Here is a 23,352-nt window from a genome sequence, read left to right as displayed (position 1 = left end):
TGAGGCCTGCATGTCTTTCGATCTCGCCGCACGCCTTGCTGCCCGCCGTGCTGAACATCTCTATCGCCAGCGGCCGTTGCTCGAGTCCCCGCAGGGGCCTGAAGTGGTGGTCGACGGTCAGCCGTTGCTGGCGTTCTGCAATAACGACTACCTCGGCCTGGCCAATCACCCGCAAGTGATCGAAGCCTGGCGCGCCGGTGCCGAGCGCTGGGGCGTCGGTGGCGGAGCGTCGCATCTGGTGATCGGCCACAGCGGCCCGCATCACGCGCTGGAAGAAGCCCTCGCCGATCTCACTGGCCGGCCGCGTGCTTTGTTGTTCACTACTGGCTACATGGCCAACCTCGGCGCGGTCACGGCACTGGTGGGGCAGGGCGATACGGTGTTGGAAGACCGCCTCAATCACGCCTCGTTGCTGGATGCCGGTCTGTTGTCCGGCGCGCGTTTCAATCGTTATCTGCACAACGACGCCGACAGCCTGGCCAAGCGTCTGGAGAAGGCTACCGGCAACACGCTGGTGGTCACCGATGGCGTGTTCAGCATGGACGGCGACATCGCCGATCTGCCCGCGCTGGCCCGGGAAGCCAAGGCCAAGGGCGCGTGGCTGATGGTCGATGATGCCCATGGCTTCGGCCCGCTCGGCGTCAATGGTGGCGGAATCGTCGAGCATTTCGGCCTGAGTCAGGACGATGTGCCGGTGCTGGTCGGCACCCTCGGCAAGGCGTTCGGCACGGCGGGTGCTTTTGTCGCCGGCAGTGAGGAGCTGATCGAAAGCCTGATCCAGTTCGCCCGGCCCTACATCTACACCACCAGCCAGCCACCGGCGCTGGCCTGCGCAACGCTGAAAAGTCTGGAACTACTGCGCACGGAACACTGGCGTCGTGAACATCTGCAGACGCTGATCCGCCAGTTCCGCCACGGCGCCGAGCAGATCGGTCTGCAATTGATGGACAGCTTCACCCCGATCCAGCCGATCCTGATCGGCGATGCCGGTCGCGCCGTGCGCCTGTCGCAGATGCTGCGCGAGCGCGGCTTGATGGTCACGGCAATCCGTCCGCCGACTGTCCCGGCGGGTAGCGCACGCCTGCGCGTGACCCTGACCGCTGCCCACAGCGAGGCGCAGGTGCAGCTATTGTTGGAAGGACTGGCCGATTGCTTTGCCCAACTGCCGCCGGAGCCAAGCCATGCGTGATCGTCTGATTCTGCTGCCGGGCTGGGGCCTTGGTATTTCGCCGCTGGAGCCTTTGACCGCAGCGTTACAGGGACTCGACGAGCATCTGTATGTCGAGATCGAGCCGTTGCCCGAGCTTGATTCAAGCGACGTGCAGGAGTGGCTCGACGATCTCGATGAACGTATTCCTCAGGATGTGTGGCTGGGCGGCTGGTCGCTGGGCGGCATGCTTGCCTCCGAATTGGCGGCACGGCGCGGCGAGCGTTGCTGCGGTCTGCTGACGCTGGCGAGCAATCCTTCTTTCATGGCTCACGAGCATTGGCCGAGTGCGATGCCGGGCGAGACGTTCGATGCATTTCTTGCCGGCTGCCAGTCCGATCCACGGCTGACCCTCAAACGGTTCTCGTTGTTGTGTGCTCAGGGCGCGCAAGAGCCGCGCGGTTTGTCGCGGCTGATGCTGGGCGGCGCGCCAAATACGGCCCCCGAAACCTTGTTGGCCGGGCTGGAACTGCTCGCCCAACTGGATACCCGGGAAGCGTTGCAGGCGTTTCGCGGCCCGCAGTTGCACCTGTTCGCCGGGCAGGACGGCCTGGTGCCGGCGGAAGCGGCGGGGGCGTTGTTCGCCCTGTTGCCGGATATCGAAATTGGTCTGATCGAACAGGCCAGTCATGCGTTTCTTCTGGAAGACCCCCATGGCGTGGCGGGTGCGATCCAGGCTTTTCTACACGAGTGCGGTGATGACTGATTTGTCTCTAGTTGCGCTGCCCGGCGGCTTGCCCGACAAGCGCCAGGTCGCGGCCTCTTTCTCCCGTGCGGCGGCCAGCTACGACAGTGTTGCCGAATTGCAGCGTGATGTCGGCTCACAGTTGCTGCAGCGGTTGCCGGAAGATTTTCTGCCGTCACGCTGGCTGGATCTTGGCTGTGGCACCGGCTATTTCACTCGCGCATTGGCCGAGCGATATGTCGAGGGGCAGGGGCTGGCACTGGATATCGCCGAGGGCATGCTCAATCACGCACGGCCACTGGGCGGCGCGCAGCATTTCATCGCGGGTGATGCGGAGCGTCTGCCATTGCAGGATTCGACCTGCGAGCTGATCTTCTCCAGCCTCGCGGTGCAGTGGTGTGCGGACTTCGAATCGGTGCTCAGCGAAGCTTTTCGTGTGCTCAAGCCGGGCGGGATTTTCGCGTTTGCTAGTCTTTGTGTCGGGACGTTGTACGAATTGCGCGACAGTTGGCGGCAGGTCGATGGGCTGGTGCACGTCAACCGCTTCCGTGAATTCGTCCGGTATGAGCAGTTGTGTGCCGCCAGCGGCTTGCGTACGGTGAGTCTGCGGAACCAGGCGCATGTGCTGCACTACCCGGATGTGCGCAGCCTGACCCACGAACTCAAGGCGCTCGGTGCGCACAATCTGAACCCCGGGCGGCCGGGCGGTTTGACCGGGCGGGCGCGGATCTTCGGCCTGATCGAGGCGTACGAACAGTTCCGTCAGTCGCAGGGATTGCCAGCGACTTACCAGGTGGTTTACGCGGTGTTGGAGAAACCCTTATGAGCGCAGCCTATTTCATCACCGGGACTGACACCGATGTCGGCAAGACCACCGTGGCTGCCGGGTTACTGCATGCTGCGCGCTTGGCGGGGCTGAGTACGGCGGCGGGCAAACCGGTGGCTTCGGGGTGCGAGGTAACCGCCAAGGGTTTGCGTAATGCTGACGCGCTGGCGTTGTTGGCTGAATGTTCGGTGCCGCTGACTTATCAACAGGTCAATCCGGTGGCGTTCGAGCCGGCCATCGCGCCGCATCTGGCGGCGCGCGAGGCGGGTGTCGCGCTGACCGTGCAATCGCTGTTGGCACCGATGCGCGAAATTCTGGCGCTGAATGCCGATTTCACCTTGATTGAAGGGGCCGGTGGCTGGCGGGTACCGTTGGCGGATCAGGACAATCTGTCGGATCTGGCCATCGCGTTGAAGCTGCCGGTGATTCTGGTGGTGGGCGTGCGCCTGGGCTGTATCAGTCATGCCTTGCTGACGGCCGAGGCAATTGCCCGCGATGGTCTGCAACTGGCCGGTTGGGTGGCGAATATCATCGATCCGAAGACGTCGCGGCTGGAAGAGAATCTGGCGACGCTGGCCGAACGGCTGCCGGCGCCGTGTCTGGGGCGCGTGCCGAAACTCAAGGCACTCAATGCCGAAGCGGTGGCTGCCCACTTGCAGCTCGATCTGCTGGACTAATGCTTTTGCTATGACAGGGCACTGTGCCATCAGTATTTTTGACGGGTGTTTTTCTGACGCCTCTGCTTCAATGGCAACCATTGATCCTTCCCAAGGATGAGAACTCCCATGGAAATCACCGGTAACACAGCTTTTTATGCGGGTTTGAGCACCATTCAAACCGGGCAGAATCGTGTCGATCAGGCCGCCAGCCAGATCGCCAATAATACGATCGAGCGTTCGGTTACCAGCCAGTCTTCCGAGGCGCAGGTTGATCGCCTGCGCGGTATCGACCGCAGCCAGCAAATGGATCCGGGCAGCGCCATGGCCGAAATGGCCCAAGGCAAGTTCCAGGTGGAACTGGGCACCAAGGTCGCCAAGGCTTCCGATGAAATGCTCGGGACGATCATTGATACGTTTGCCTGATTTTTCGCGGTCCCTGCCTGCTGAACGCCGCGCTTTGTCGCGGCGTTTTTCGTTGTAAGTCCTTCTCCCTCAACTAATCTTTTTTCATTGCCCGTGGCGCTTTTCAGTCCATGGCCGTTTGCTGTGTCCGGCGTTTGAAAAAAGTCATGACGAACGGCAAAAGATCGACGCTTGACAAGATTTCGGCGTAAACGTATGTTTCAAACAACTGTTTGACCGTCACAACAAATCAACGCGGTCGTTCATTCCCGGTTACATCAGCAGAGGTTTATCGCTATGCCTGACTACAAGGCCCCCTTGCGTGATATTCGCTTCGTTCGTGACGAACTGCTCGGCTACGAAGCGCACTATCAGAGCCTTCCAGCTTGCTCCGAAGCAACGCCGGACATGGTTGACGCCATCCTCGAAGAAGGCGCCAAGTTTTGTGAGCAGGTATTGGCACCGCTGAACCGCGTGGGCGACCTCGAAGGCTGCACCTGGAGCGAGTCCGGTGTGAAAACCCCGACTGGCTTCAAAGAGGCTTACAAGCAATTCGTAGAAGGCGGCTGGCCAAGCCTGGCGCACGACGTCGAGCACGGCGGTCAAGGCCTGCCGGAGTCGCTGGGTCTGGCTGTGAGCGAAATGGTCGGTGAAGCCAACTGGTCGTGGGGCATGTACCCAGGCCTGTCGCACGGCGCGATGAACACCATCTCCGAGCACGGCACCCCTGAGCAGCAAGAAGCCTATTTGACCAAACTGGTTTCCGGCGAGTGGACCGGCACCATGTGCCTGACCGAACCGCACTGCGGCACCGACCTGGGCATGCTGCGCACCAAGGCCGAGCCTCAGGCCGATGGCTCCTACAAGGTTTCCGGGACCAAGATCTTCATCTCGGCCGGTGAACACGACATGGCCGACAACATCGTCCACATCGTACTGGCCCGCCTGCCGGACGCACCGGCTGGCACCAAAGGCATTTCCCTGTTCATCGTTCCAAAATTCCTGCCGAACGCCGATGGCACCATCGGTGCGCGCAACGCAGTGAGCTGCGGTTCGCTGGAACACAAGATGGGTATCCACGGTAACGCGACCTGCGTGATGAACTTCGACGGCGCCACCGGTTTCCTGATCGGCCCGGCGAACAAAGGCCTGAACTGCATGTTCACCTTCATGAACACCGCACGCCTGGGTACCGCGCTGCAAGGTCTGGCCCACGCCGAAATCGGCTTCCAGGGCGGCCTGAAATATGCTCGCGACCGTCTGCAAATGCGCTCTCTGACTGGCCCGAAAGCGCCGGACAAGGCCGCTGACCCGATCATCGTGCACCCTGACGTACGTCGCATGCTGCTGACCATGAAGGCCTTCGCCGAAGGCAACCGCGCGATGGTGTACTTCACCGCCAAACAGGTCGACATCGTCAAGTACGGCGTCGACGAAGAAGAGAAGAAGAAGGCCGACGCACTGCTGGCGTTCATGACGCCGATCGCCAAGGCGTTCATGACCGAAGTCGGTTTCGAAGCCGCCAACCACGGCGTGCAGATCTACGGTGGTCACGGTTTCATCGCCGAGTGGGGCATGGAGCAGAACGTTCGCGACAGCCGCATTTCGATGCTGTACGAAGGCACCACCGGTATCCAGGCACTCGACCTGCTGGGCCGTAAAGTGCTGATGACTCAAGGCGAGGCTTTGAAAGGCTTCACCAAGATCGTTCACAAGTTCTGCCAGAACAACGAAGGCAATGAAGCCGTCAAAGAATTCGTTGCACCGCTGGCTGCACTGAACAAAGAGTGGGGCGAGTTGACCATGAAGGTCGGTATGGCAGCCATGAAAGACCGTGAAGAAGTCGGCGCGGCCTCCGTGGACTACCTGATGTACTCCGGTTACGCCTGCCTGGCCTACTTCTGGGCTGACATGGCGCGCCTGGCTGCTGAAAAACTGGCTGCCGGCACCACCGACGAGGCGTTCTACACTGCCAAGCTGCAAACCGCGCGCTTCTACTTCCAGCGCATCCTGCCACGTACTCGTACCCACGTGGCCACCATGCTGTCGGGCGCCAATAACCTGATGGACATGAAAGAAGAAGACTTCGCACTGGGCTACTAAGCCTCAACGCGGTCTGACCAAACCGCTGCTCCTCCGGGGGCAGCGGTTTTTTTGTTGCTGAATCGCTCAGCAACCCGGCTTTTCTGCCGTTAAAGAGACTGCCTGTGATCTGGATCACATTGTGTGTGCTTAACTGACCACATTGCAGGCACAATGCCATCTCTTTGATATGACGGGTCGGAGCTTTACCCTTGCCGCGTTCTTCCGCTGTACGTTTCAGTCATTTCCTGCCTTCACTCCTGTTGTTGCTCGCGGGGCTGGCGGCTGCGTACGTCAAAGACCTCAACGTATTCTTTACTTCACTGTTCAACGTGCTGCCGACCCTGGTGCTGCTGTTGGGCGGCGCTTACTGTGCGGTTTACCGGCGTCAGCGCGAACTGTTTCTGATGCTCACGGTGTACATCGCCTACTTTCTGCTCGACACCCAGACTGACTATTACCGCGATAACGGCAAAGTGCGCGAAGACGCCGCCGTGGTGTTCCACCTTGTCTGTCTGCTGTTGCCGCTGTTGTTCGGGCTGTTCGCCGCGTGGCAGGAGCGCACCCATCTGTTTCAGGACATGGTCGCGCGATTCGCCGTGCTGCTGGCCTTTGGCAGCGTCGCCCTCGGCCTTGAGCAAAGTTATCCCCAGGCGTTGCTGATGTGGCTCTCGGAAATCCGCTGGCCAGCGCTGCACGGCGCCTGGATGAGCCTGATCCAGATGTCCTATCCGGTGTTTCTCTCGGCGTTCCTGTTGCTGGCCTGGCAATACTGGCGCAACCCGCGCCCGCTGCATGCGGCGCAACTGGTCGGCTTGCTCGGGTTGTTCTGGATGCTGCCGAAAACCTTCATCCTGCCGTTCACCCTGAACATCATGTGCAGTCAGGTGATGCTGATGATTGCCGCCGCCGTGGCGCATGAGGCCTACCAAATGGCCTTTCGCGATGAGCTCACTGGTTTGCCGGGGCGGCGCGCGCTTAATGAGCGCATGCAGCGCCTGGGCCGCAATTATGTGTTGGCGATGAGCGACGTCGATCACTTCAAGAAATTCAACGACACTCACGGTCATGACGTTGGTGATCAGGTGCTGCGCCTGGTCGCGAGCAAACTGTCGAAAATCAGCGGTGGCGGCAGGGCATATCGCTATGGTGGTGAGGAATTCGCCTTGGTGTTTGCGGGCAAAACCCTCGAGGAATGCATGCCGCACCTGGAGGTGATCCGCGAGTCGATTGCTTCCTACAACATTCAGCTGCGTAATCAGGAAAACCGTCCGCAAGATGACCAGCAAGGTCGCCAGCGGCGTGGCGGCAGCGGTGCTTCCAGTGTCTCGGTCACGATCAGTATCGGTGTCGCCGAACGCGTCGAGCAGCGCACCCCGGAAGAAGTCCTCAAGTCTGCCGACCAGGCGTTGTACAGCGCCAAGGGTGCCGGGCGTAACTGCGTCATGGCGTTCGGTCAGAACCGTCGCGGCGCGGTGCGCATGGACAGCGCCGCTGGCTGAATCAAGCCACACGCCATCGCTCAAAAGCCCGCTGATTGCGGGCTTTGTTTTATCGCTGAATGTCAGTGACCAAAAATAACAAATCAGTCACCGGTTGACCCTATGTGTCGCAAAAGTTGTTGAGGTACACTCGGCCTCAACGAAAACACTCTTCCACGAATCACCTGTTTAGATCTTGCGAGGTTTGCCATGGCTGACTACAAAGCGCCGCTGCGCGATATGCGCTTCGTCCTCAATGAAGTATTCGAAGTCGCCAAACTCTGGGCCGAACTGCCGGCCTTGGCCGAGACTGTCGATGCAGAAACCGTAGAAGCCATTCTCGAAGAAGCCGGCAAGGTCACCAGCAAAAGCATCGCGCCTCTGAGCCGTGCTGCCGATGAAGAAGGCTGCCACTGGAAGGACGGCGCCGTTACCACGCCGGCCGGTTTCCCGCAGGCCTATCAGACTTACGCTGAGGGCGGCTGGGTCGGTGTCGGTGGCGATCCGGCCTACGGCGGCATGGGCATGCCCAAAGCCGTTTCGGCGCAGGTCGAAGAAATGGTCAACTCCGCCAGCCTGTCGTTCGGTCTGTACCCGATGCTGACTGCCGGCGCTTGCCTGTCGATCAACGCCCACGCCAGCGAAGAGCTGAAAGCCGCGTACCTGCCGAACATGTATGCCGGGATCTGGGCCGGTTCCATGTGCCTGACCGAGCCGCATGCCGGCACCGACCTGGGCATCATCCGCACCAAGGCCGAACCGCAGGCTGACGGTACCTACAAGGTCAGCGGCACCAAGATTTTCATCACCGGCGGTGAGCACGACCTCACCGAGAACATCATCCACCTGGTGCTGGCGAAACTGCCGGACGCCCCGGCCGGTCCGAAAGGCATTTCGCTGTTTCTGGTGCCGAAGTTCATGGTCAATGCCGATGGCAGTCTGGGCGCACGCAATCCGGCGAACTGTGGCTCGATCGAACACAAGATGGGCATCCAGGCATCCGCGACCTGCGTGATGAACTTCGACGAAGCCGTGGGTTATTTGGTCGGCGAGCCGAACAAGGGCCTGGCGGCGATGTTCACCATGATGAACTACGAACGTCTGGGCGTCGGCATTCAAGGCCTGGCCAGCGGTGAGCGCTCCTATCAGAACGCCGTCGAATACGCGCGCGATCGTCTGCAGAGCCGTTCGCCGACCGGCGCGCAGAACAAGGACAAGGTTGCCGACCCGATCATCGTCCACCCTGACGTACGTCGCATGCTGCTGACCATGAAAGCCTCGAACGAGGGCGGTCGCGCCTTCTCCACTTACGTGGCGATGCAACTCGACACCGCCAAATTCAGCGAAGACGCCACCACCCGCAAGCGCGCAGAAGATCTGGTCGCGTTGCTGACCCCGGTGGCCAAGGCATTCCTCACTGACCTGGGCCTGGAAACCACCGTTCACGGCCAGCAGATTTTCGGCGGCCACGGTTACATCCGCGAGTGGGGTCAGGAGCAACTGGTGCGTGACGTGCGTATCACCCAGATCTACGAAGGCACCAACGGCATTCAGGCCCTGGACCTGGTCGGGCGCAAGATCGTCGGCAGCGGCGGCGCGTTCTACAAGCTGTTCGCTGACGAGATCCGCCACTTCACCGCGACCGCCAGTGCTGACCTCGGCGAATTCACCAAGCCATTGAACGATGCCGTCAGCACCCTCGACGAGCTGACAGCGTGGCTGCTGGATCGGGCGAAAACCAATCCGAACGAAATCGGCGCGGCTTCGGTCGAATATTTGCAAGCGTTCGGCTACACCGCTTATGCCTACATGTGGGCATTGATGGCGAAAGCCGCGCTGGGCAAAGAAGCGCAGGACGATTTTTACGCCAGCAAACTAGGCACCGCGCGCTTCTATTTCGCCCGTCTGCTGCCGCGTATCCACTCGCTGAGCGCATCGGTGAAGGCCGGCAGCGAGTCGCTGTTCCTGCTGAGTGCTGAGCAGTTCTGATGATGTAACGTCATGTAAGCATTCTCTTACATGACGTGCTGCTGTTCTCCCATAGGCGTAGATTGGATCCACAGCTAATCTACAACTCATGGACGTCGCGCAGGAAGCGCAAAGCAACAACACGGACACGTAGGATTCTGCCAGGGTGGCGGAGTGAAATGGATGTCAGGGAAACAGTCTGCAAAGCCCCGCTTCGGCGGGGTTTTCTTTTGTCTGAAGAAAAGTTTTCAGGGCAACGGATCCAGTGGTGGCGCGGCTTTCAGCGGTTTGTCTTCACGCTGAATCACCTCTTCCAGCAACGTGCGCAGCAATGCCAAAGACGCCTGCTGGCGCTGCACATCGCGACACACCAGGCCAACCTGCAGGGGCACCCGTGGCTCGCTCAGCGGTTTCCACAGCAGATCCTGATCGTCGTATTCCCTCTGTGAGCGCCCGGGCAGCACCGTCGCCAGTTTGGTGTGCGGCAAACTGTCGAGAATCCCCAGCATATTGTTCAGCTCGGCCTGCACTTGCGGGCGTCGCCCCAGGCTGGTCAGTTGCGCCTGCCAGATCTGCCGGATCTGAAACTCTTCGCCCAGCAGCAACATCGGCAATTCCGCTGCCTGTCGCATCGAGACCTTCTTGAATTCACGCAGCGGATGATCCGCCGGGATCACCAACGTCAGCTCATCTTCATACAGCATCACGCCATGCAGCCCGGGTTGTCGCGGTGGCAGGTAGCTGATGCCGATATCCAGCGAGCCGTTGAGCAGGCGGCGCTCGATCTCCAGACCGGTCAGCTCGTAAATCTGCACCACCAGATGCGGCTGCGCCTTGCGCACCCGCTCGAGCATTTGCGGGACGAGGCTGGTGTGCACGGTTTGCAGTACGCCGATCGCCAAGGTGCGCAAAGCCTGGCCCTTGAAATTGCCCAAGGCCTCGCGCGCTCGCTGCAATCCATCGAGCAGTGGCAGAGCGTGGTTGTACAGGGTGTGCGCGGCGAGGGTCGGCAGCAGGCGTTTGCTGCTGCGTTCGAACAGGGTGACGTCGAGGTTCTGCTCGAGCTGGCGGATCTGTTGCGAGAGCGCCGGTTGCGAGATCGACAGACGCTCAGCGGCCCGGCCCACATGGCCTTCTTCGTAGACCGCGACGAAATAACGCAGTTGTTTGAAATCCATAAGTAATGCTTATCGAAAATGCTGGTAAATCGAAATGGCCCGAAGCCCGCTGTGAGCCTAGTCTAACCGCAATTACAAGGCTTACAGGGCCAAAGAGCGCGATGAATAGCGTTTGCTTCGACAGTGTTTGCATAGGCAGTTCAAAAAACCTCAAACGAGGTTTTTTTCAATGAATCTGTTCAGTTTGCGGCGCCAGGCGCCGAGTCTTGATGACCTTGCGTTCGAGATCCATCCCTCCGGGGCAGGCGACAGTCTGAATGCCGAGCGCTTGATGCCCAGCGTCGAGCGCCCGCTGCAGGTGTTCGTTCGTGGTCAGGGTTCCTGGCTGTGGGACAGTCATGATCGCGCCTACCTCGACTTCTCCCAGGCCGGCGGTGCCAACAGCCTCGGGCACAGCCCCTCGGCGCTGGTCAAAGCGATTGCCAGTCAGGCTCAGGCACTGATCAATCCTGGTTTCAATCTGCACAATCGCGGCATGCTCAACCTTGCCGAACGTTTGTGTGCCAGCACTTCCAGCGACCAGGCTTACTTGCTCAACAGTGGCAGCGAGGCCTGTGAAGCGGCAATCAAACTGGCGCGCAAGTGGGGCCAACTGCATCGTGGTGGGGCGTCGCGGATCATTGTTGCCAGACAAGGTTGTCACGGCCGTAGTCTGGCGACGATTTCCGCGTCAGACAGTTGCAACCTGCACAACCGTTTCGCTCCGCTGCTGCCAGGTTTCGATCTGGTGCCATTCAACGACTTGCCGGCGCTGCACGCGGCTGTCGATGCGCAAACCGTGGCGATCATGCTCGAGCCGATTCAGAGCGATGCCGGGGTTATTCCGGCCACTGAGCATTACCTCAAAGGCGTTGAACGGCTGTGCCGCGAACTGGGCATTCTGCTGATCCTCGACGAAGTGCAGACCGGTATCGGCCGCTGCGGCAGTTTGCTCGCCGAGCAGTCCTACGGTGTGCGCGCCGATATTGTCGTACTCGGCAAGGGCCTCGGTGGTGGTGTGCCGCTGGCAGCGCTGTTGGCCCGAAGCAAGGCCTGCTGCTTTGATGCCGGGGAACTGGGCGGCACTCATCACGGCAACGCACTGATGACCGCGGCCGGTCTGGTGGTGCTCGACAGCGTGCAGGACCGGGCATTTCTCGAACAGGTCAAAGACCACGGTCAGCACTTGCGCGAGGGACTTGCGCGTCTGGCGCACCGTTACGGCCATGGCGAACTGCGTGGTCAAGGCCTGTTCTGGGGACTGAGCCTGTCAGAGGATTGCGCCGATGCCGTAGTCAGTGCCGCCCTGCATGAAGGCCTGCTGCTCAATGCGCCGCAAGCCGATTGCCTGCGTTTCACCCCGGCACTCACTGTCAGCAAGGCCAATATCGACGAAATGCTCCTGCGCCTGGCCCGCGCCTTTTCGCGGGTGCGCACCGCGCAACTGCAATGCCGCAAAGGGATTGCCGTCTGAACTGAAGTTTCCTGCCCGATTTCAAGAACCGTCTCGCGGTGTAACGCACGCCTCACGCCTGATTCTTTTGGCGTGGGGCGTTTTTTTATGCCCGATAGTGGCGATCAAATGGCGTTTGCACTGAACCCTGACGAACGGCGCAGGTCGATTAGCTTGTATGGCTCAAGTGAGCCAACCCCCAATCAGGAGCTGACCCATGGACTTCATTCGTATCATCATCGCCATTCTGTTACCGCCACTGGGTGTGTTTCTGCAGGTCGGGTTCGGCGGGGCGTTCTGGCTGAACATTCTGCTGACGTTGTGTGGTTATATCCCGGGGATCGTGCATGCGGTGTATATCATCGCCAAACGCTGAGTTCAGCGGCGCGAGATAGATTGCTATCGCGGGCAAGCCCGCTCCCACAGTGTTTTCGGTAGGTCACACATTTTGTGTACACCAAAGAACCTGTGGGAGCGGGCTTGCCCGCGATGGGGGCGGCGTCATTTTGAAAAAAGTGCGGTATTCAGTCCGCCAACCCCATCACCCGCCGATAAAACGTCCACTCCTGCTCCAGCGCATGTGCCTGATTCACCGCCCGGCGAAAGCCATGGCGCTCCTCGGCGTAGTAATGCGCCTCGACCGGGATGCCATTGCGTTCCAGCGCCGTGACCATGTCGCGGGTCTGTTGCGGCACCACCACGACATCCAGTTCACCCTGAAAGAAGATCACCGGCACCCGGATGTTGTTCGCGTGTAGCAAAGGTGTGCGTGCGGCGTAGCGCTCGACGTCCTGCTGGGGATCGCCGATCAGCCAGTCGAGATAATCGCCTTCAAATTTGTGCGTCGCCCGGGCCAGTGCCACCGGGTCGCTGACGCCGTAGAGGCTGGCGCCCGCGCGGAACACCTGATGAAACGCCAGCGCACACAACGTGGTGTAACCCCCCGCGCTGCCGCCGCGGATAAACGCGCGCTCGCCGTCGATCAGACCTTGTCTGGCCAGATACGCCACCACCGCGCAGGCGTCCTCGACGTCCACCTCGCCCCAGCTCAGATGCAACGCTTGACGGTATTCGCGGCCATAACCGCTGCTGCCGCGGTAGTTGAGGTCGGCGACAGCAAAACCGCGTTGCGTCCAGTACTGAATGCGCGGGTCGAGCATCGGGTAGCAGGCCGAGGTCGGGCCGCCGTGGATGAACACCACCAGTGGTGGCTGTGCTTCGTCGTTCATTGCCGGATAAAAGAACCCATGAGCCTCACCGCTGCCGCTCGGGTAGCGCAAGGTCTGCGGACGACTGATGCGCTCCGTCGGCAGTGGCGCAATACCACCGGCCAGCACGTTCACTTCGCGGCTGGAACGGTCAATGGCTATCACCGCCGAGGGGCTGATTGGCGAGGCGGCGATGCAATAGATGAGTTGCTGATCCAGCGCCAGGTGCCGGAAACGACTGTAGTCGCCGGTGAAGTCGTCGCCGTCGAGCGCCAGGCGACCAAAACCGCCCTCGGTCCAGCTCGCCAGAAACGAATCACCCACCGGCAACCAAGTGCAGCCACCCATTTGCCAAGGGGCGGGCGCATGATCGGCCTCGGCGCAGGGCAGTCGCTGCAAACCGTCGGACGTTTCGCCCCACGGCTGCCAGAAACCGCCGCGATCGGTCAGGCAGTACAAGCGATTTTCAGTGTCGAATCGCGGTTGCTGGATCGACTCTTCACGCTCGATGCCAGCCACGCATACCGGGGGCGCAAATGCGTCGTCGGTCAGACGCTCAGTCACCATCAAGCGAGTTGAAGTCCACGGCTGATGCGGCCGGCTCCACTCGATCCACGCCAAACGTCGGCCATCCGGGCTGATGGTGGGCGCGGCATAGAAATCCGCGCCTTCAGCCAGCAAATGCCGGGTACCGTCAGCCAGATCAATGGCGACGAGTCGATGCTGATCTTGCTGCTCCTCAACCGCCAGTACCTGGCCGAAAGCACAATGCAGATCGCCATAACGACACTCGCCAGAAGTCAGCACCTCGGGCGCGCCATCCAGCGTCTGCCGATACAACTGCTGATCCGCCTCATTGACGAAAACCACCCCGTCCGGCGTCAGACAAAACGCGCCACCGCCATATTCGTACACCCGGCTACGCACGCTGAAGCCATTCGGCGTCAGACATTTCGCCACGCCGTCGCGCCAGTGCCAGATCCGGCACGCGGCGTCTTCGGGGCGATATTCATTCCAGAATAAACCGTTGGCACCGAGTTGCAGTTCGGCGAAGTCCATTCCGGCGGCGACGGCCTGGGTGGCGCTGAAAGGCTCAGCCCTTGGCGATGAGGCGTGAGTTTCGTTCATTACGGAAGGCCAGTTGTTCGATGGTCTGGGTGGCGGTCTCGGCTTCTTCGCGGGCCTTGAGAATCACGCCGTGATGGTCGGACTTGCTGCACACCGGATCGGCGTTATTCGCGTCCCCCGTGAGCATGAACGCCTGACAGCGGCAGCCGCCGAAGTCCTGTTCCTTCTCGTCGCAGGAGCGGCACGGCTCGGGCATCCAGTCATAGCCGCGAAAGCGGTTGAAGCCGAACGAGTCGTACCAGATGTGCTGCATGCTGTGGTCGCGCACATTGGGAAATTGCACCGGCAGCTGTCGGGCGCCATGACAGGGCAAGGCGGTGCCGTCCGGAGTCACCGTCAGAAAGACGCTGCCCCAGCCGTTCATGCAGGCTTTCGGGCGTTCTTCGTAGTAATCCGGGGTGACGAAAATCAACTTGCAGGGATGTCCTTCGGCTTCCAGTTTGGCGCGGTATTCGTTGGTGATGCGTTCGGCACGCACCAGTTGTTCCTTGGTCGGCAGCAGGCCGACACGGTTGAGTTGGGCCCAGCCGTAGAACTGGCAGGTGGCGAGCTCGACGAAGTCCGCTTCGAGCGCGATGCACAGCTCGATAATGCGGTCGATCTTGTCGATGTTGTGCCGATGGGTGACAAAGTTCAGCACCATCGGATAGCCGTGGGCCTTCACCGCGCGAGCCATTTCCAGCTTCTGCGCGAAAGCCTTTTTCGAGCCGGCGAGCAGGTTGTTCACCTGCTCGTCGCTGGCCTGGAAACTGATCTGGATGTGATCGAGACCGGCCTTCTTGAAGTCACTGATCTTCTGCTCGGTCAGGCCGATGCCCGAGGTAATCAGGTTGGTGTAGAAACCCAGCTGCCGCGCTTCACGAATCAGCTCGGCAAGATCCTGGCGCACCAATGGCTCACCACCGGAAAACCCCAATTGCGCTGCGCCCATCTCCCGCGCTTCGCGGAACACCTTGATCCACTGCTCGGTGCTCAGCTCTTTGCCCTGCTCGGCAAAATCCAGCGGATTGGAGCAGTACGGACATTGCAGCGGGCAGCGGTAGGTCAGCTCGGCGAGCAGCCACAGCGGCAGGCCGACTTCAGGTTTTGGCGGTACTTGCACCGATGTCTCAGGCAAGTTCGATCCAGTGTTGCGCACGGGCAACCTCCATGAATTGCTCGATGTCGTCACCGAGTTCGGGCACGCCGGGGAACTGCTCATCGAGTTTGGCGATGATCGCCGCGACATCACGCTCACCGTCGATCAAACCGCCGATCAGCGCGGCGCTGTCGTTGAGCTTGATCATGCCCTCGGGGTAGAGCAGCACGTGGCCTTTTTGCGCCGGTTCGTACTGGAAGCGGTAGCCGGGACGCCAGGTCGGGATCTTGCTGCGATCGAAACTCATAAGGTGATTCCTTTGTGCCAGACCCGTTGTTCGGTGACGCTGTGGTACGGCGGGCGGTTCAGTTCGTAAGCCATGCTCATGGCATCGAGCATGCTCCAAAGAATGTCCAGTTTGAACTGGAGAATTTCCAGCATGCGCTCCTGACCCTCGCGGGTCTTGTAGTGCCCGAGCGTGATCGCCAGACCATGCTCGACATCGCGCCGCGCCTGACCGAGGCGGGTGCGGAAATATTCGTAACCGGCCGGGTCGATCCACGGGTAATGCTGCGGCCAGCTGTCGAGGCGCGACTGGTGGATCTGCGGCGCGAACAGCTCGGTCAACGAGCTGCTGGCGGCTTCCTGCCAACTGGCGCGGCGGGCGAAGTTGACGTAGGCATCGACAGCGAAACGCACGCTGGGCAGCACCAGCTCCTGGGAACGCAACTGATCCGGGTCGAGGCCTACTGCTTGCCCGAGGCGCAGCCAGGCTTCAATCCCGCCGTCTTCACCGGGGGCGCCGTCGTGGTCGAGCAGGCGTTGAATCCACTCGCGACGGATCTCGCGATCCGGGCAATTGGCGAGGATCGCCGCGTCTTTCAGGGGGATGTTCACCTGATAGTAAAAGCGGTTGGCGACCCAGCCCTGAATCTGCTCGCGGGTGGCACGCCCTTCGTACATCGCCACGTGGTACGGGTGGTAGATGTGGTAGTAGGCGCCTTTGGCGCGCAGTGCGGCTTCGAATTCGGTGGGGGACAGCGGGGTGTCGGTCATTGCGGTTCTCCGGGGAACAACCGTTAAAATCTTGGGTGTCTGGTCGGACGTCATCGCTGGCAAGCCAGCTCCCACAGTTTTTGTGTACAACACAGAACACTGTGGGAGCTGGCTTGCCAGCGATGGGGCCATCCGCTACAGCACAATACTCATGCCATCGAACGCCACTTCAACATTACGCCGCGCGAGCTCCGCGCGCTCCGGCGAATCCTCATCGAGAATCGGGTTGGTGTTGTTGATGTGGATAAGCACTTTACGTTGCTCAGGCAACTGCTCCAGCACTTCGAGCATGCCGCCGGGGCCGTTCTGCGCCAAGTGGCCCATTTCACGACCGGTGCGGGTGCCGACGCCACGGCGCTGCATTTCATCGTCATCCCACAGCGTGCCGTCCACCAGCAGGCAGTCGCTGCCGGCCATGATTTCCAGCAGCGGCGCGTCGACCTTGCCCAGGCCCGGTGCATAGAACAGTTTGCCGCCGGTGTTGAGGTCTTCGACGATCAGGCCGATGTTGTCGCCCGGGTGCGGGTCGAAACGGTGCGGCGAATACGGCGGTGCGGCGCTGCGCAATGGCAGCGGAGTGAAGCGCAGGTTCGGGCAGGCAGCGACGGTGAAGCTCTGGTCGAGTTCGATGCGGTTCCAGTTCAACCCGCCGTTCCAGTGGGTGAGCATCTTGAACAGCGGGAAACCGGTGCTCAAATCCTCGTGAACCATGTCTGTGCACCAGACCTGATGCGGGCAGCCTTCGCGCAGGCTGAGCAGGCCGGTGGTGTGGTCGATCTGGCTGTCCATCAGGATGATCGCGCTGATCCCGGTGTCACGCAGGGCGCGGCCCGGTTGCATTGGCGCGAAGCTCTGCAGTTGCGCGCGGATGTCTGGCGAGGCGTTGCACAGCACCCAGTTCACGCCGTCGTCGGAAATCGCGATGGACGACTGGGTGCGGGCCTTGGCATTCAGGCTGCCGTCGCGAAAGCCTGCGCAATTGACGCAGTTGCAGTTCCACTGCGGAAATCCGCCACCGGCGGCCGAACCCAGAATCTGGACGAACATGAACGCTCCCATCTTTCAACGCTGAAAATAAAACGCCCCGGCGAGCCGAGGCGTTGCACTGCAAGTCTGCGTAGGCAGAACTCAGCGGCTGGCGAAGTACATGGTGACTTCGAAGCCGATACGCAGGTCGGTGTAAGCCGGTTTTGTCCAGGACATGGGTGTCTCCTTCAGGGTGGGTGGGATAGCGCTGTCCATAGTTATAGTCCACGGCAGCGCAAGGATGTTCCAAATAGTTAGGCTGCTATGTTACTCAAAATTTCAACGGTATTGCCCGTGAATCTTTGAGAAAGCTCCTTGCAGCCTTGGTAATGATCATTTTGTCGCTTGCCACGGTGCGCCGGGTGACGATTCGCTGGCCAGGCAGCGCCAGCCGCCCTCGGCGTTGAGCAAGCGCTGCGCTGCCGCCAGCAATGCCGAGCGTTGCAGTTCACCAATGGCCGTGTGCAGTTGTGCCAGATAATCCGACGAGTGGCCCGCGAGTCTGGCCTGCCACAACAATTCGGCGGCGTCTTTGCCGGACAGCTGACGCTCATCGAACTGATCGGCGAGTGACTGGCGTTGCTGGGTGAAATGCACGTCGTCGAGGTTTTCGATCAGCGCAGGAATGTCTTTGAGGAACTGCTGAATATGACCGAGCAGCTCAACGGGCGCAGTCTCTGGCGACTGCACACCGAACAGCAATCCACTCTGACCATGCACCTGCCGCAAGGCACTGAACACCGCGTAGCCCAATTGCAATTCGACGCGCAGGCGCTGATAGAACGGGGTCTGGCACAGCTGCGCGAGCAGTCGCCAGGCGGCTTCGTCAGCGATTTCGTGGCCTGCGGTCGGGCAGAACAGCAGCAGCGCATGCTCGCTGGGGGCGGTGTCGATGTGGCTCCACAAATGTTGCGTAGTGATCGTCGGCACTGTCGGCAGTTGATTGTCCGGTGTGCCGGGGATGCGGCTCAGGGCCAGACCCATGGCCGATTGAGTTTTTGCGTTGAGACCAAGCGCCAGTCCGTCCCAGCGCGACGTTGTCCACACCTGTCTGGCGTCGTTCGACTCGACGGCCGATGGCAGGCAATGTTCAGGTAACGCCTTGAGCAACTGACGGATCGGTATCAACGGCGCTTCCGGCCCAGCGTTGGCTGAATCGGCGTCGATTTGCGTCAGACATTTCAGCGCGTGTTCCAGGACACCGGGCATCGGCTCCTGCAGTCCCGTCAGTTTCAGCAGCCACTGAGTGCCGGTGGCACTGAACGCGATTTCGACGCCGGCCTGCCGTGCATCTTCCTGAGTTTCCTGCAGACTGCGTTGCAGCTTGCTTTGCAGATCGACGCCAGCCTGCGCTGCGGTTTGCCAACGCAAGTAGATCGCGCCGTGATCAGTGTGGTCCGGCAGCGCCTGACTGAACTGCATCGGTGAACGCTCACGCCGCCCGCGCGAGCGATCCTGAGCGAAAGTGCGTAATCCACGATGGGCGCTGGTCTGGCCGCGGATCAGCCCGGCGTTGGCCAGCGGTTCGCTGGAACCGAGGAATGGGTTGGCGGCAGGCCGATGCCAATGCGCGCTGAAGTTATCCACAACGCCGATGTCGCGCAGGATGTGTTTGAGGGCGGACACGCCGTTTTCCGACAAGCCGTGTTCAAGCTGTTCGCTGTCGCGGCGCGCCAGTTGCAGTGCGCCACTGACTTGCTGCTGACGTTCCAGCAATTTGGCGTATTCCTCGCGTAGCGCTGCCCAGTCCTGTTGCGCGGCAAAGAAGCTCAACCAGTCCAGAAACTGTTCACGAATGGCGCTGAAGGATTCGGCTGGGGTGGTGAATTGCAGATGCAGCAGCGCTTGCCCGGCGAACTGATACAGCGGCACCGCTTTCAAACCGTCCGCGAGGCGTTGTTGCTGCAAATGGGCGAGCAAACCGCCGGGCTTGGCGCTGTTCAGCCAATGGCAGAGAAACGCCAGTGCTTCGGCGGACGAGTCGGGCAGCGCTTCGAAAGCGAACAGCAGATGGCTGCTTCGCTCGCCGACCTGTTGATAACTGTTCACCGCCAAAGGCAGGGTCGCTGCCTGTTCGACCTTATCCCCAACCGGCAGCGCCGCGGCAAACTGCTGCGCCAGTATGCGCAACGCCTCAATGCTCTGCGGTCCGACCAGGCTCAGCGTCATTTGCCCGGTGCGATAAAACTGCCGGTGGAAATCTTTCAGCGCCTGTTGAAACGCTGGTAACTCAACTTTCAGGCTGTCGCGATTTCCCGCATGAAACCCGCGCAGCGGATGTGTGGCCGGCAATCCCTCGTACAGCGCCAGTTCCTGCTGAGCCGTGGGATCTTGCGACCACGCGACAAATTCCGCGTCCAGCACTTCGCGTTCGCGCAACTGATCGTCCGGATTCATACGCGGATGGGCGAGCATGTCTGACAGACGCTCAAGCCCGGCACTGAAGGCGGAGGTCGGCAGTTCGAAAAAGAAATCGGTGGTGCGTTCTCGGGTGCTGGCATTCACCTGCCCACCGTGACTTTGCACGTAGGCCATCAGCGCCTGACTCGCAGGAAATCGCTCGGTACCGAGAAACAGCAAATGCTCGAGAAAATGCGCCAGTCCCGGCCACTCCAGCGGCACGTCATGACTACCGGCGGCCACCCGCAATGCAGCGGCACTGCGCTTCAAACCGGGCACCTGACGCAGGGTCACGCGCAAGCCGTTGGCCAGGGTTTCAGTGTGGGGGCGGGTGTGAGTCGGCGCAGGCATGGGCACTTCCAGAACAGTGAAGTGCCCATGCTAGCGGATTGCGTAGGGTCAGCGCTTGTTCAACGCGTGGTAAAGCTCGGGGCGACGGTCGTTGAGGTAGCGGTTGGCGGCGCGGGAATCGGCCATCAACTGCCGATCCAGCTCACCGACGATCAACGCTTCATCGAGGCCGGCCTGGGCGATACGGCTGCCGTCCGGCGCAGCGATGCTGCTTTGCCCGCAATAGTGAATCTCGCCTTCCTGTCCGCAGTAATTGGCGTACGCCACGTAGCATTGGTTTTCGAAGGCGCGGGAACGCACGGTGACGTCGGCGATGAAATCGAACGGAATCATGTTCGCCGTCGGTACCAGAATCAGCTCGGCGCCGGCCAACGCCAAACGCCGCGCATTCTCCGGAAACTCCAGGTCGTAGCAGATCAGGAAACCGATTTTCCAGCCGTTGAGTTCGACGATTGGAAAGTCATCCTCCCCGGGGCTGAACATCGACCGATCCAGATCACCGAACAGGTGGGTCTTGCGGTAATTGCACAAGCGCTCGCCGTGCGCGTCGATCAACTGCACGGCGTTGTAGATCTGCCCGTCGGCCGTGCGCTCGGGGTATCCGTAAGCGATCGCCAGCCCGGCGGCTTTGGCGATTCGACCGATCTGTTGCGCCCATTCGCCGTTGTAGACCTCGGCCAAGGTGCTGACCGCTTCCTTGCCGATGTTGTAGCCGCTCAGAAACATTTCCGGCAGCACCAGCAGGTCGGCACCCTTGGCTTCCATCGCCAGTTGCTGCAGGCGATGCAGGTTGGCGGCGGGGTCCAGGGGCAGCGGTGGACATTGGTAAAGGGCTACACGCATCGGGGATTCCTCTTACTCGGGCAGGGCGATAGGGCCGATGTCTTTGAACACATCACCCGGGCCCGGGTTCTCTTTATGTGTCGAACCGCCGAAATGCTTCATGATGCCCCACACTGCGTTGAGCGACGTCTGCACCGCGCCTTCGACCCACGCCGGGGTCCACGACACATCGTCACCGGCGATGAAGATTCCGCGCTGCTCGGCTGGCATGTCGTCCTGCATGAAGTGCGCGTACATCCGCTGGTTATAGCGATAGTGGCCGGGCAGGGCGCCTTTGAATGCGCCGAGGAAGTACGGATCGGCTTCCCACGACACGGTGATCGGATCGCCGATGATCCGCGCGGCGATATCGACTTTCGGGTAGATCTTCTTCAGCGCGTTCAACGCCAGCTCTACGCGTTTTTCAACAGGATGCGGGAGCATTTTCAGCGCGTCGCTCATCCACGAATACGACAGGCAGATCACGCCCGGCTTGTCGTCACCGTTGTCGAACAAATAGGTGCCGCGAGTCAGGCGATCGGTGAGGGTCATGCTCATCAGATCGCGACCGGTTTCCGGGTCCTTGTCCTTCCAGAACGGGCGGTCGACCATGACGAAGGTCTTCGACGACTGCATGTAGCGCGTGCGATCCAGTGCCATCCACATCTTCTGCGAGAACAGGGTTTCGTCGCATTCGATCTGGGTGGTCAGCAGCCAGCTCTGGCAGGTGGTCAACACGGCGGCGTATTCGCGGGTGTCGCCGTTGTTGTCGGTGACAGCGAAACGGCCGTCCGGCGCGTGGGCGATTTTCTTCACGCCGGAACGCGGCGCGCCACGGTGCAGGGATTTCAGACTGGTGCCTTGTGGCCAGTGCACGCAGCGCTCCGGTACATGGCGCCAGATGCCTTGCGGCACTTGCTCCACACCGCCGACCACCAGGTGCTGGTGATCGTCGCAGTTGGTCATCACCACGCGGAAGATTTCCAGCATCGAGTTGGGGAAGTCCGAATCCCAGCCGCCGGTGCCGAAACCGACCTGACCGAACACTTCGCGGTGATGAAACGACAGTTTGGCGAAGGCCTTGGAGGTGGCCACGAAGTCGTAGAACGTGCGGTCGTCCCACAGCGGCACGAGTTTGTTCCACAGTTCTTTGAGGCGTGGCACATCGCGGTCACGGATGGCCTGCTGGATATCGGCGAACTGCGAGCCCGCCTCCAGCGCATCCGCCCAGGCGTCAGCCACTTCCTGAAACAGGGCAGGAAGATCCTTCAGGCTTTGTGCGTAATGGGTTTTACCTTCCAGGTCGATCACCGTGCTGCCGGAGGCTGGCGTCAGCGGGTTCGGGAACGGTTTGGTCTCAAGGCCAAGCTTGTCGACGTAGTGGTAGAACGCCGTGGAGGACACCGGGAAACGCATGCCGCCCAGTTCCGCAACGATGCCGTCGGTACCGTTGAACGCCTGCGAACGCAGGCGTCCACCGAGCTTCGAAGCTTCGTATACCACCGGTTTCAGGCCGAGCTTCATCAGCTCGTACGCGGCCACCAGACCAGCGATACCGGCGCCGACAATCGCCACTTCAGCGCCATGGTGGTGTTCAGGAATGCTGCCGAGACCGGCCGGGTGTTCGATCCAGTCGTCAAACGCGAACGGAAAGTCCGGGCCGAAAATGGTGACGGGTTTCTTACCGTCTGCAGGATGGCGATTGTTCTTGTTCATGGCTGACCCTGTTGGCGACCCGACGCAGGACGCGCGTCTGAGTATAGGAAAAGATGCCAGCCATTCTAGGGAGCCTGGAACACGTTAATAAGACGCAATGTGTCGTCGTTTTGCCATTTAACTGATCAATATGACGATGGGTGACTGCATACCGACCAGGTGTAGAAGCGAACCTGCTCGCGAAGAGTCCCTCTCAGCCAACACATTCAAACCGGCTGCCCCCGATCAATCTTGCTACTCAAAATGATCGAGGTCGTGGTCTTCTCCACCCCATCCACACTGCCAATCTGATCCAGCAACTGATCCAGCTGCTCCGGCGAGTCGGTGCGCAACCACGCCACATAATCAAATTCGCCACTCACCGCACACAACTGCTGCACCTGCGCCATCGCGCTCAGCCGGCGCAACACTTCCTTGCCGGAACGCGGCTGCACCTTGATCCCGACATACGCTTGCAACCCGCCATCGACCACGCGCTGCCCCAGACGCACGCCATAACCGGTGATCACCTTGGCCTTCTCCAGCCGCGCCAACCGTGAAGTCACGGTGGTGCGCGCAATGCCCAGTTGCCGGGCAAGCATCGCCACGCTTTCACGGGCGTTGATTTGCAGGGCGGCGATCAGCTGGCGGTCGATTTCGTCGAGGGC

Annotated in this window: 21 protein-coding genes; 10 read left to right on the top strand and 11 right to left on the bottom strand. The window is 60.8% G+C overall.

Annotated features, from left to right (window positions below):
• Window positions 1-10 precede the first annotated feature (10 nt).
• From bioF to L6D63_RS15335, 8 genes are all read left to right on the top strand, one after another.
• On the top strand, window positions 11-1,189 hold the full coding sequence (bioF, locus tag L6D63_RS15370; RefSeq protein WP_131670545.1) for an 8-amino-7-oxononanoate synthase: 1,179 nt from the start codon (window positions 11-13) through the stop codon (window positions 1,187-1,189).
• Entirely contained in the window at window positions 1,182-1,913 is a 732-nt protein-coding gene (locus L6D63_RS15365; protein WP_131670544.1) for an alpha/beta fold hydrolase, read from the top strand. Before bioF ends, L6D63_RS15365 begins: the two co-directional genes overlap by 8 nt.
• Entirely contained in the window at window positions 1,906-2,718 is an 813-nt protein-coding gene (bioC, locus tag L6D63_RS15360) for a malonyl-ACP O-methyltransferase BioC (RefSeq protein WP_121187519.1), read from the top strand. The genes L6D63_RS15365 and bioC overlap by 8 nt, the downstream gene beginning before the upstream one ends.
• A complete protein-coding gene (bioD, locus tag L6D63_RS15355) occupies window positions 2,715-3,395 on the top strand; it encodes a dethiobiotin synthase (protein WP_047297020.1) in 681 nt (226 codons plus the stop codon). The genes bioC and bioD overlap by 4 nt, the downstream gene beginning before the upstream one ends.
• 108 nt (window positions 3,396-3,503) lie before the next feature.
• Complete coding sequence (locus tag L6D63_RS15350; protein WP_041069983.1) at window positions 3,504-3,800, top strand: hypothetical protein; 297 nt, start codon at window positions 3,504-3,506, stop codon at window positions 3,798-3,800.
• 276 nt (window positions 3,801-4,076) lie between these two features.
• Window positions 4,077-5,882 carry a phenylacyl-CoA dehydrogenase gene (locus tag L6D63_RS15345; RefSeq protein ID WP_041069986.1) on the top strand — a complete coding sequence of 602 codons (1,806 nt, stop codon included), beginning with the start codon at window positions 4,077-4,079 and terminating at the stop codon, window positions 5,880-5,882.
• A 191-nt stretch (window positions 5,883-6,073) separates the two neighbouring features.
• Window positions 6,074-7,363, top strand: coding sequence for a GGDEF domain-containing protein (locus L6D63_RS15340; protein WP_131670543.1), 1,290 nt, complete (start codon window positions 6,074-6,076; stop codon window positions 7,361-7,363).
• A gap of 189 nt (window positions 7,364-7,552) precedes the next feature.
• Window positions 7,553-9,331, top strand: coding sequence for an acyl-CoA dehydrogenase C-terminal domain-containing protein (locus L6D63_RS15335; protein ID WP_131670542.1), 1,779 nt, complete (start codon window positions 7,553-7,555; stop codon window positions 9,329-9,331).
• 227 nt (window positions 9,332-9,558) lie between these two features.
• Here L6D63_RS15335 and L6D63_RS15330 read toward each other — a convergent pair whose 3' ends face one another.
• A complete protein-coding gene (locus L6D63_RS15330) occupies window positions 9,559-10,488 on the bottom strand; it encodes a LysR family transcriptional regulator (protein ID WP_121187517.1) in 930 nt (309 codons plus the stop codon).
• Window positions 10,489-10,657: 169 nt separating this feature from the next.
• On the opposite strand from L6D63_RS15330, the gene L6D63_RS15325 reads away from it, so the two are divergent.
• Window positions 10,658-11,941 carry an aspartate aminotransferase family protein gene (locus L6D63_RS15325; RefSeq protein WP_131670541.1) on the top strand — a complete coding sequence of 428 codons (1,284 nt, stop codon included), beginning with the start codon at window positions 10,658-10,660 and terminating at the stop codon, window positions 11,939-11,941.
• A 196-nt stretch (window positions 11,942-12,137) separates the two neighbouring features.
• Window positions 12,138-12,296, top strand: coding sequence for a YqaE/Pmp3 family membrane protein (locus L6D63_RS15320; protein WP_003228885.1), 159 nt, complete (start codon window positions 12,138-12,140; stop codon window positions 12,294-12,296).
• A 148-nt stretch (window positions 12,297-12,444) separates the two neighbouring features.
• Here L6D63_RS15320 and L6D63_RS15315 read toward each other — a convergent pair whose 3' ends face one another.
• The 10 genes from L6D63_RS15315 to L6D63_RS15270 form a co-directional block, all read right to left on the bottom strand.
• On the bottom strand, window positions 12,445-14,256 hold the full coding sequence (locus tag L6D63_RS15315; RefSeq protein WP_080963316.1) for a S9 family peptidase: 1,812 nt from the start codon (window positions 14,254-14,256) through the stop codon (window positions 12,445-12,447).
• Complete coding sequence (gene pqqE / locus L6D63_RS15310; protein WP_047297010.1) at window positions 14,222-15,394, bottom strand: pyrroloquinoline quinone biosynthesis protein PqqE; 1,173 nt, start codon at window positions 15,392-15,394, stop codon at window positions 14,222-14,224. Before pqqE ends, L6D63_RS15315 begins: the two co-directional genes overlap by 35 nt.
• Window positions 15,366-15,641, bottom strand: coding sequence for a pyrroloquinoline quinone biosynthesis peptide chaperone PqqD (pqqD, locus tag L6D63_RS15305; RefSeq protein ID WP_041070005.1), 276 nt, complete (start codon window positions 15,639-15,641; stop codon window positions 15,366-15,368). The genes pqqE and pqqD overlap by 29 nt, the downstream gene beginning before the upstream one ends.
• A complete protein-coding gene (pqqC, locus tag L6D63_RS15300) occupies window positions 15,638-16,390 on the bottom strand; it encodes a pyrroloquinoline-quinone synthase PqqC (protein ID WP_131670540.1) in 753 nt (250 codons plus the stop codon). Before pqqC ends, pqqD begins: the two co-directional genes overlap by 4 nt.
• Before the next feature lie 135 nt (window positions 16,391-16,525).
• The gene (gene pqqB, locus L6D63_RS15295) at window positions 16,526-17,437 is read right to left on the bottom strand and encodes a pyrroloquinoline quinone biosynthesis protein PqqB (RefSeq protein WP_041070011.1); all 912 of its coding nucleotides are present in this window, start codon (window positions 17,435-17,437) and stop codon (window positions 16,526-16,528) included.
• A gap of 81 nt (window positions 17,438-17,518) precedes the next feature.
• Window positions 17,519-17,593, bottom strand: coding sequence for a pyrroloquinoline quinone precursor peptide PqqA (gene pqqA / locus L6D63_RS15290; protein ID WP_003422658.1), 75 nt, complete (start codon window positions 17,591-17,593; stop codon window positions 17,519-17,521).
• Between the two features lie 156 nt (window positions 17,594-17,749).
• Window positions 17,750-20,167, bottom strand: a complete 2,418-nt coding sequence (gene pqqF, locus L6D63_RS15285; protein ID WP_131670539.1) for a pyrroloquinoline quinone biosynthesis protein PqqF — start codon at window positions 20,165-20,167, stop codon at window positions 17,750-17,752.
• A 48-nt stretch (window positions 20,168-20,215) separates the two neighbouring features.
• Window positions 20,216-21,010, bottom strand: a complete 795-nt coding sequence (locus L6D63_RS15280) for a carbon-nitrogen hydrolase family protein (protein WP_047297004.1) — start codon at window positions 21,008-21,010, stop codon at window positions 20,216-20,218.
• Window positions 21,011-21,022: 12 nt separating this feature from the next.
• The gene (locus L6D63_RS15275; protein WP_047297002.1) at window positions 21,023-22,705 is read right to left on the bottom strand and encodes a flavin monoamine oxidase family protein; all 1,683 of its coding nucleotides are present in this window, start codon (window positions 22,703-22,705) and stop codon (window positions 21,023-21,025) included.
• A 206-nt stretch (window positions 22,706-22,911) separates the two neighbouring features.
• Window positions 22,912-23,352: Lrp/AsnC family transcriptional regulator (locus tag L6D63_RS15270; protein WP_236170353.1), on the bottom strand; the 441-nt coding region annotated here is incomplete at its 5' end.

The sequence above is a fragment of the Pseudomonas parakoreensis genome (assembly GCF_021602155.1).
GTDB lineage: Bacteria > Pseudomonadota > Gammaproteobacteria > Pseudomonadales > Pseudomonadaceae > Aquipseudomonas > Aquipseudomonas parakoreensis.
The sequence above is the reverse complement of the archived record's forward strand: the minus strand, read 5'-3'. Positions and strand labels throughout refer to the sequence as shown.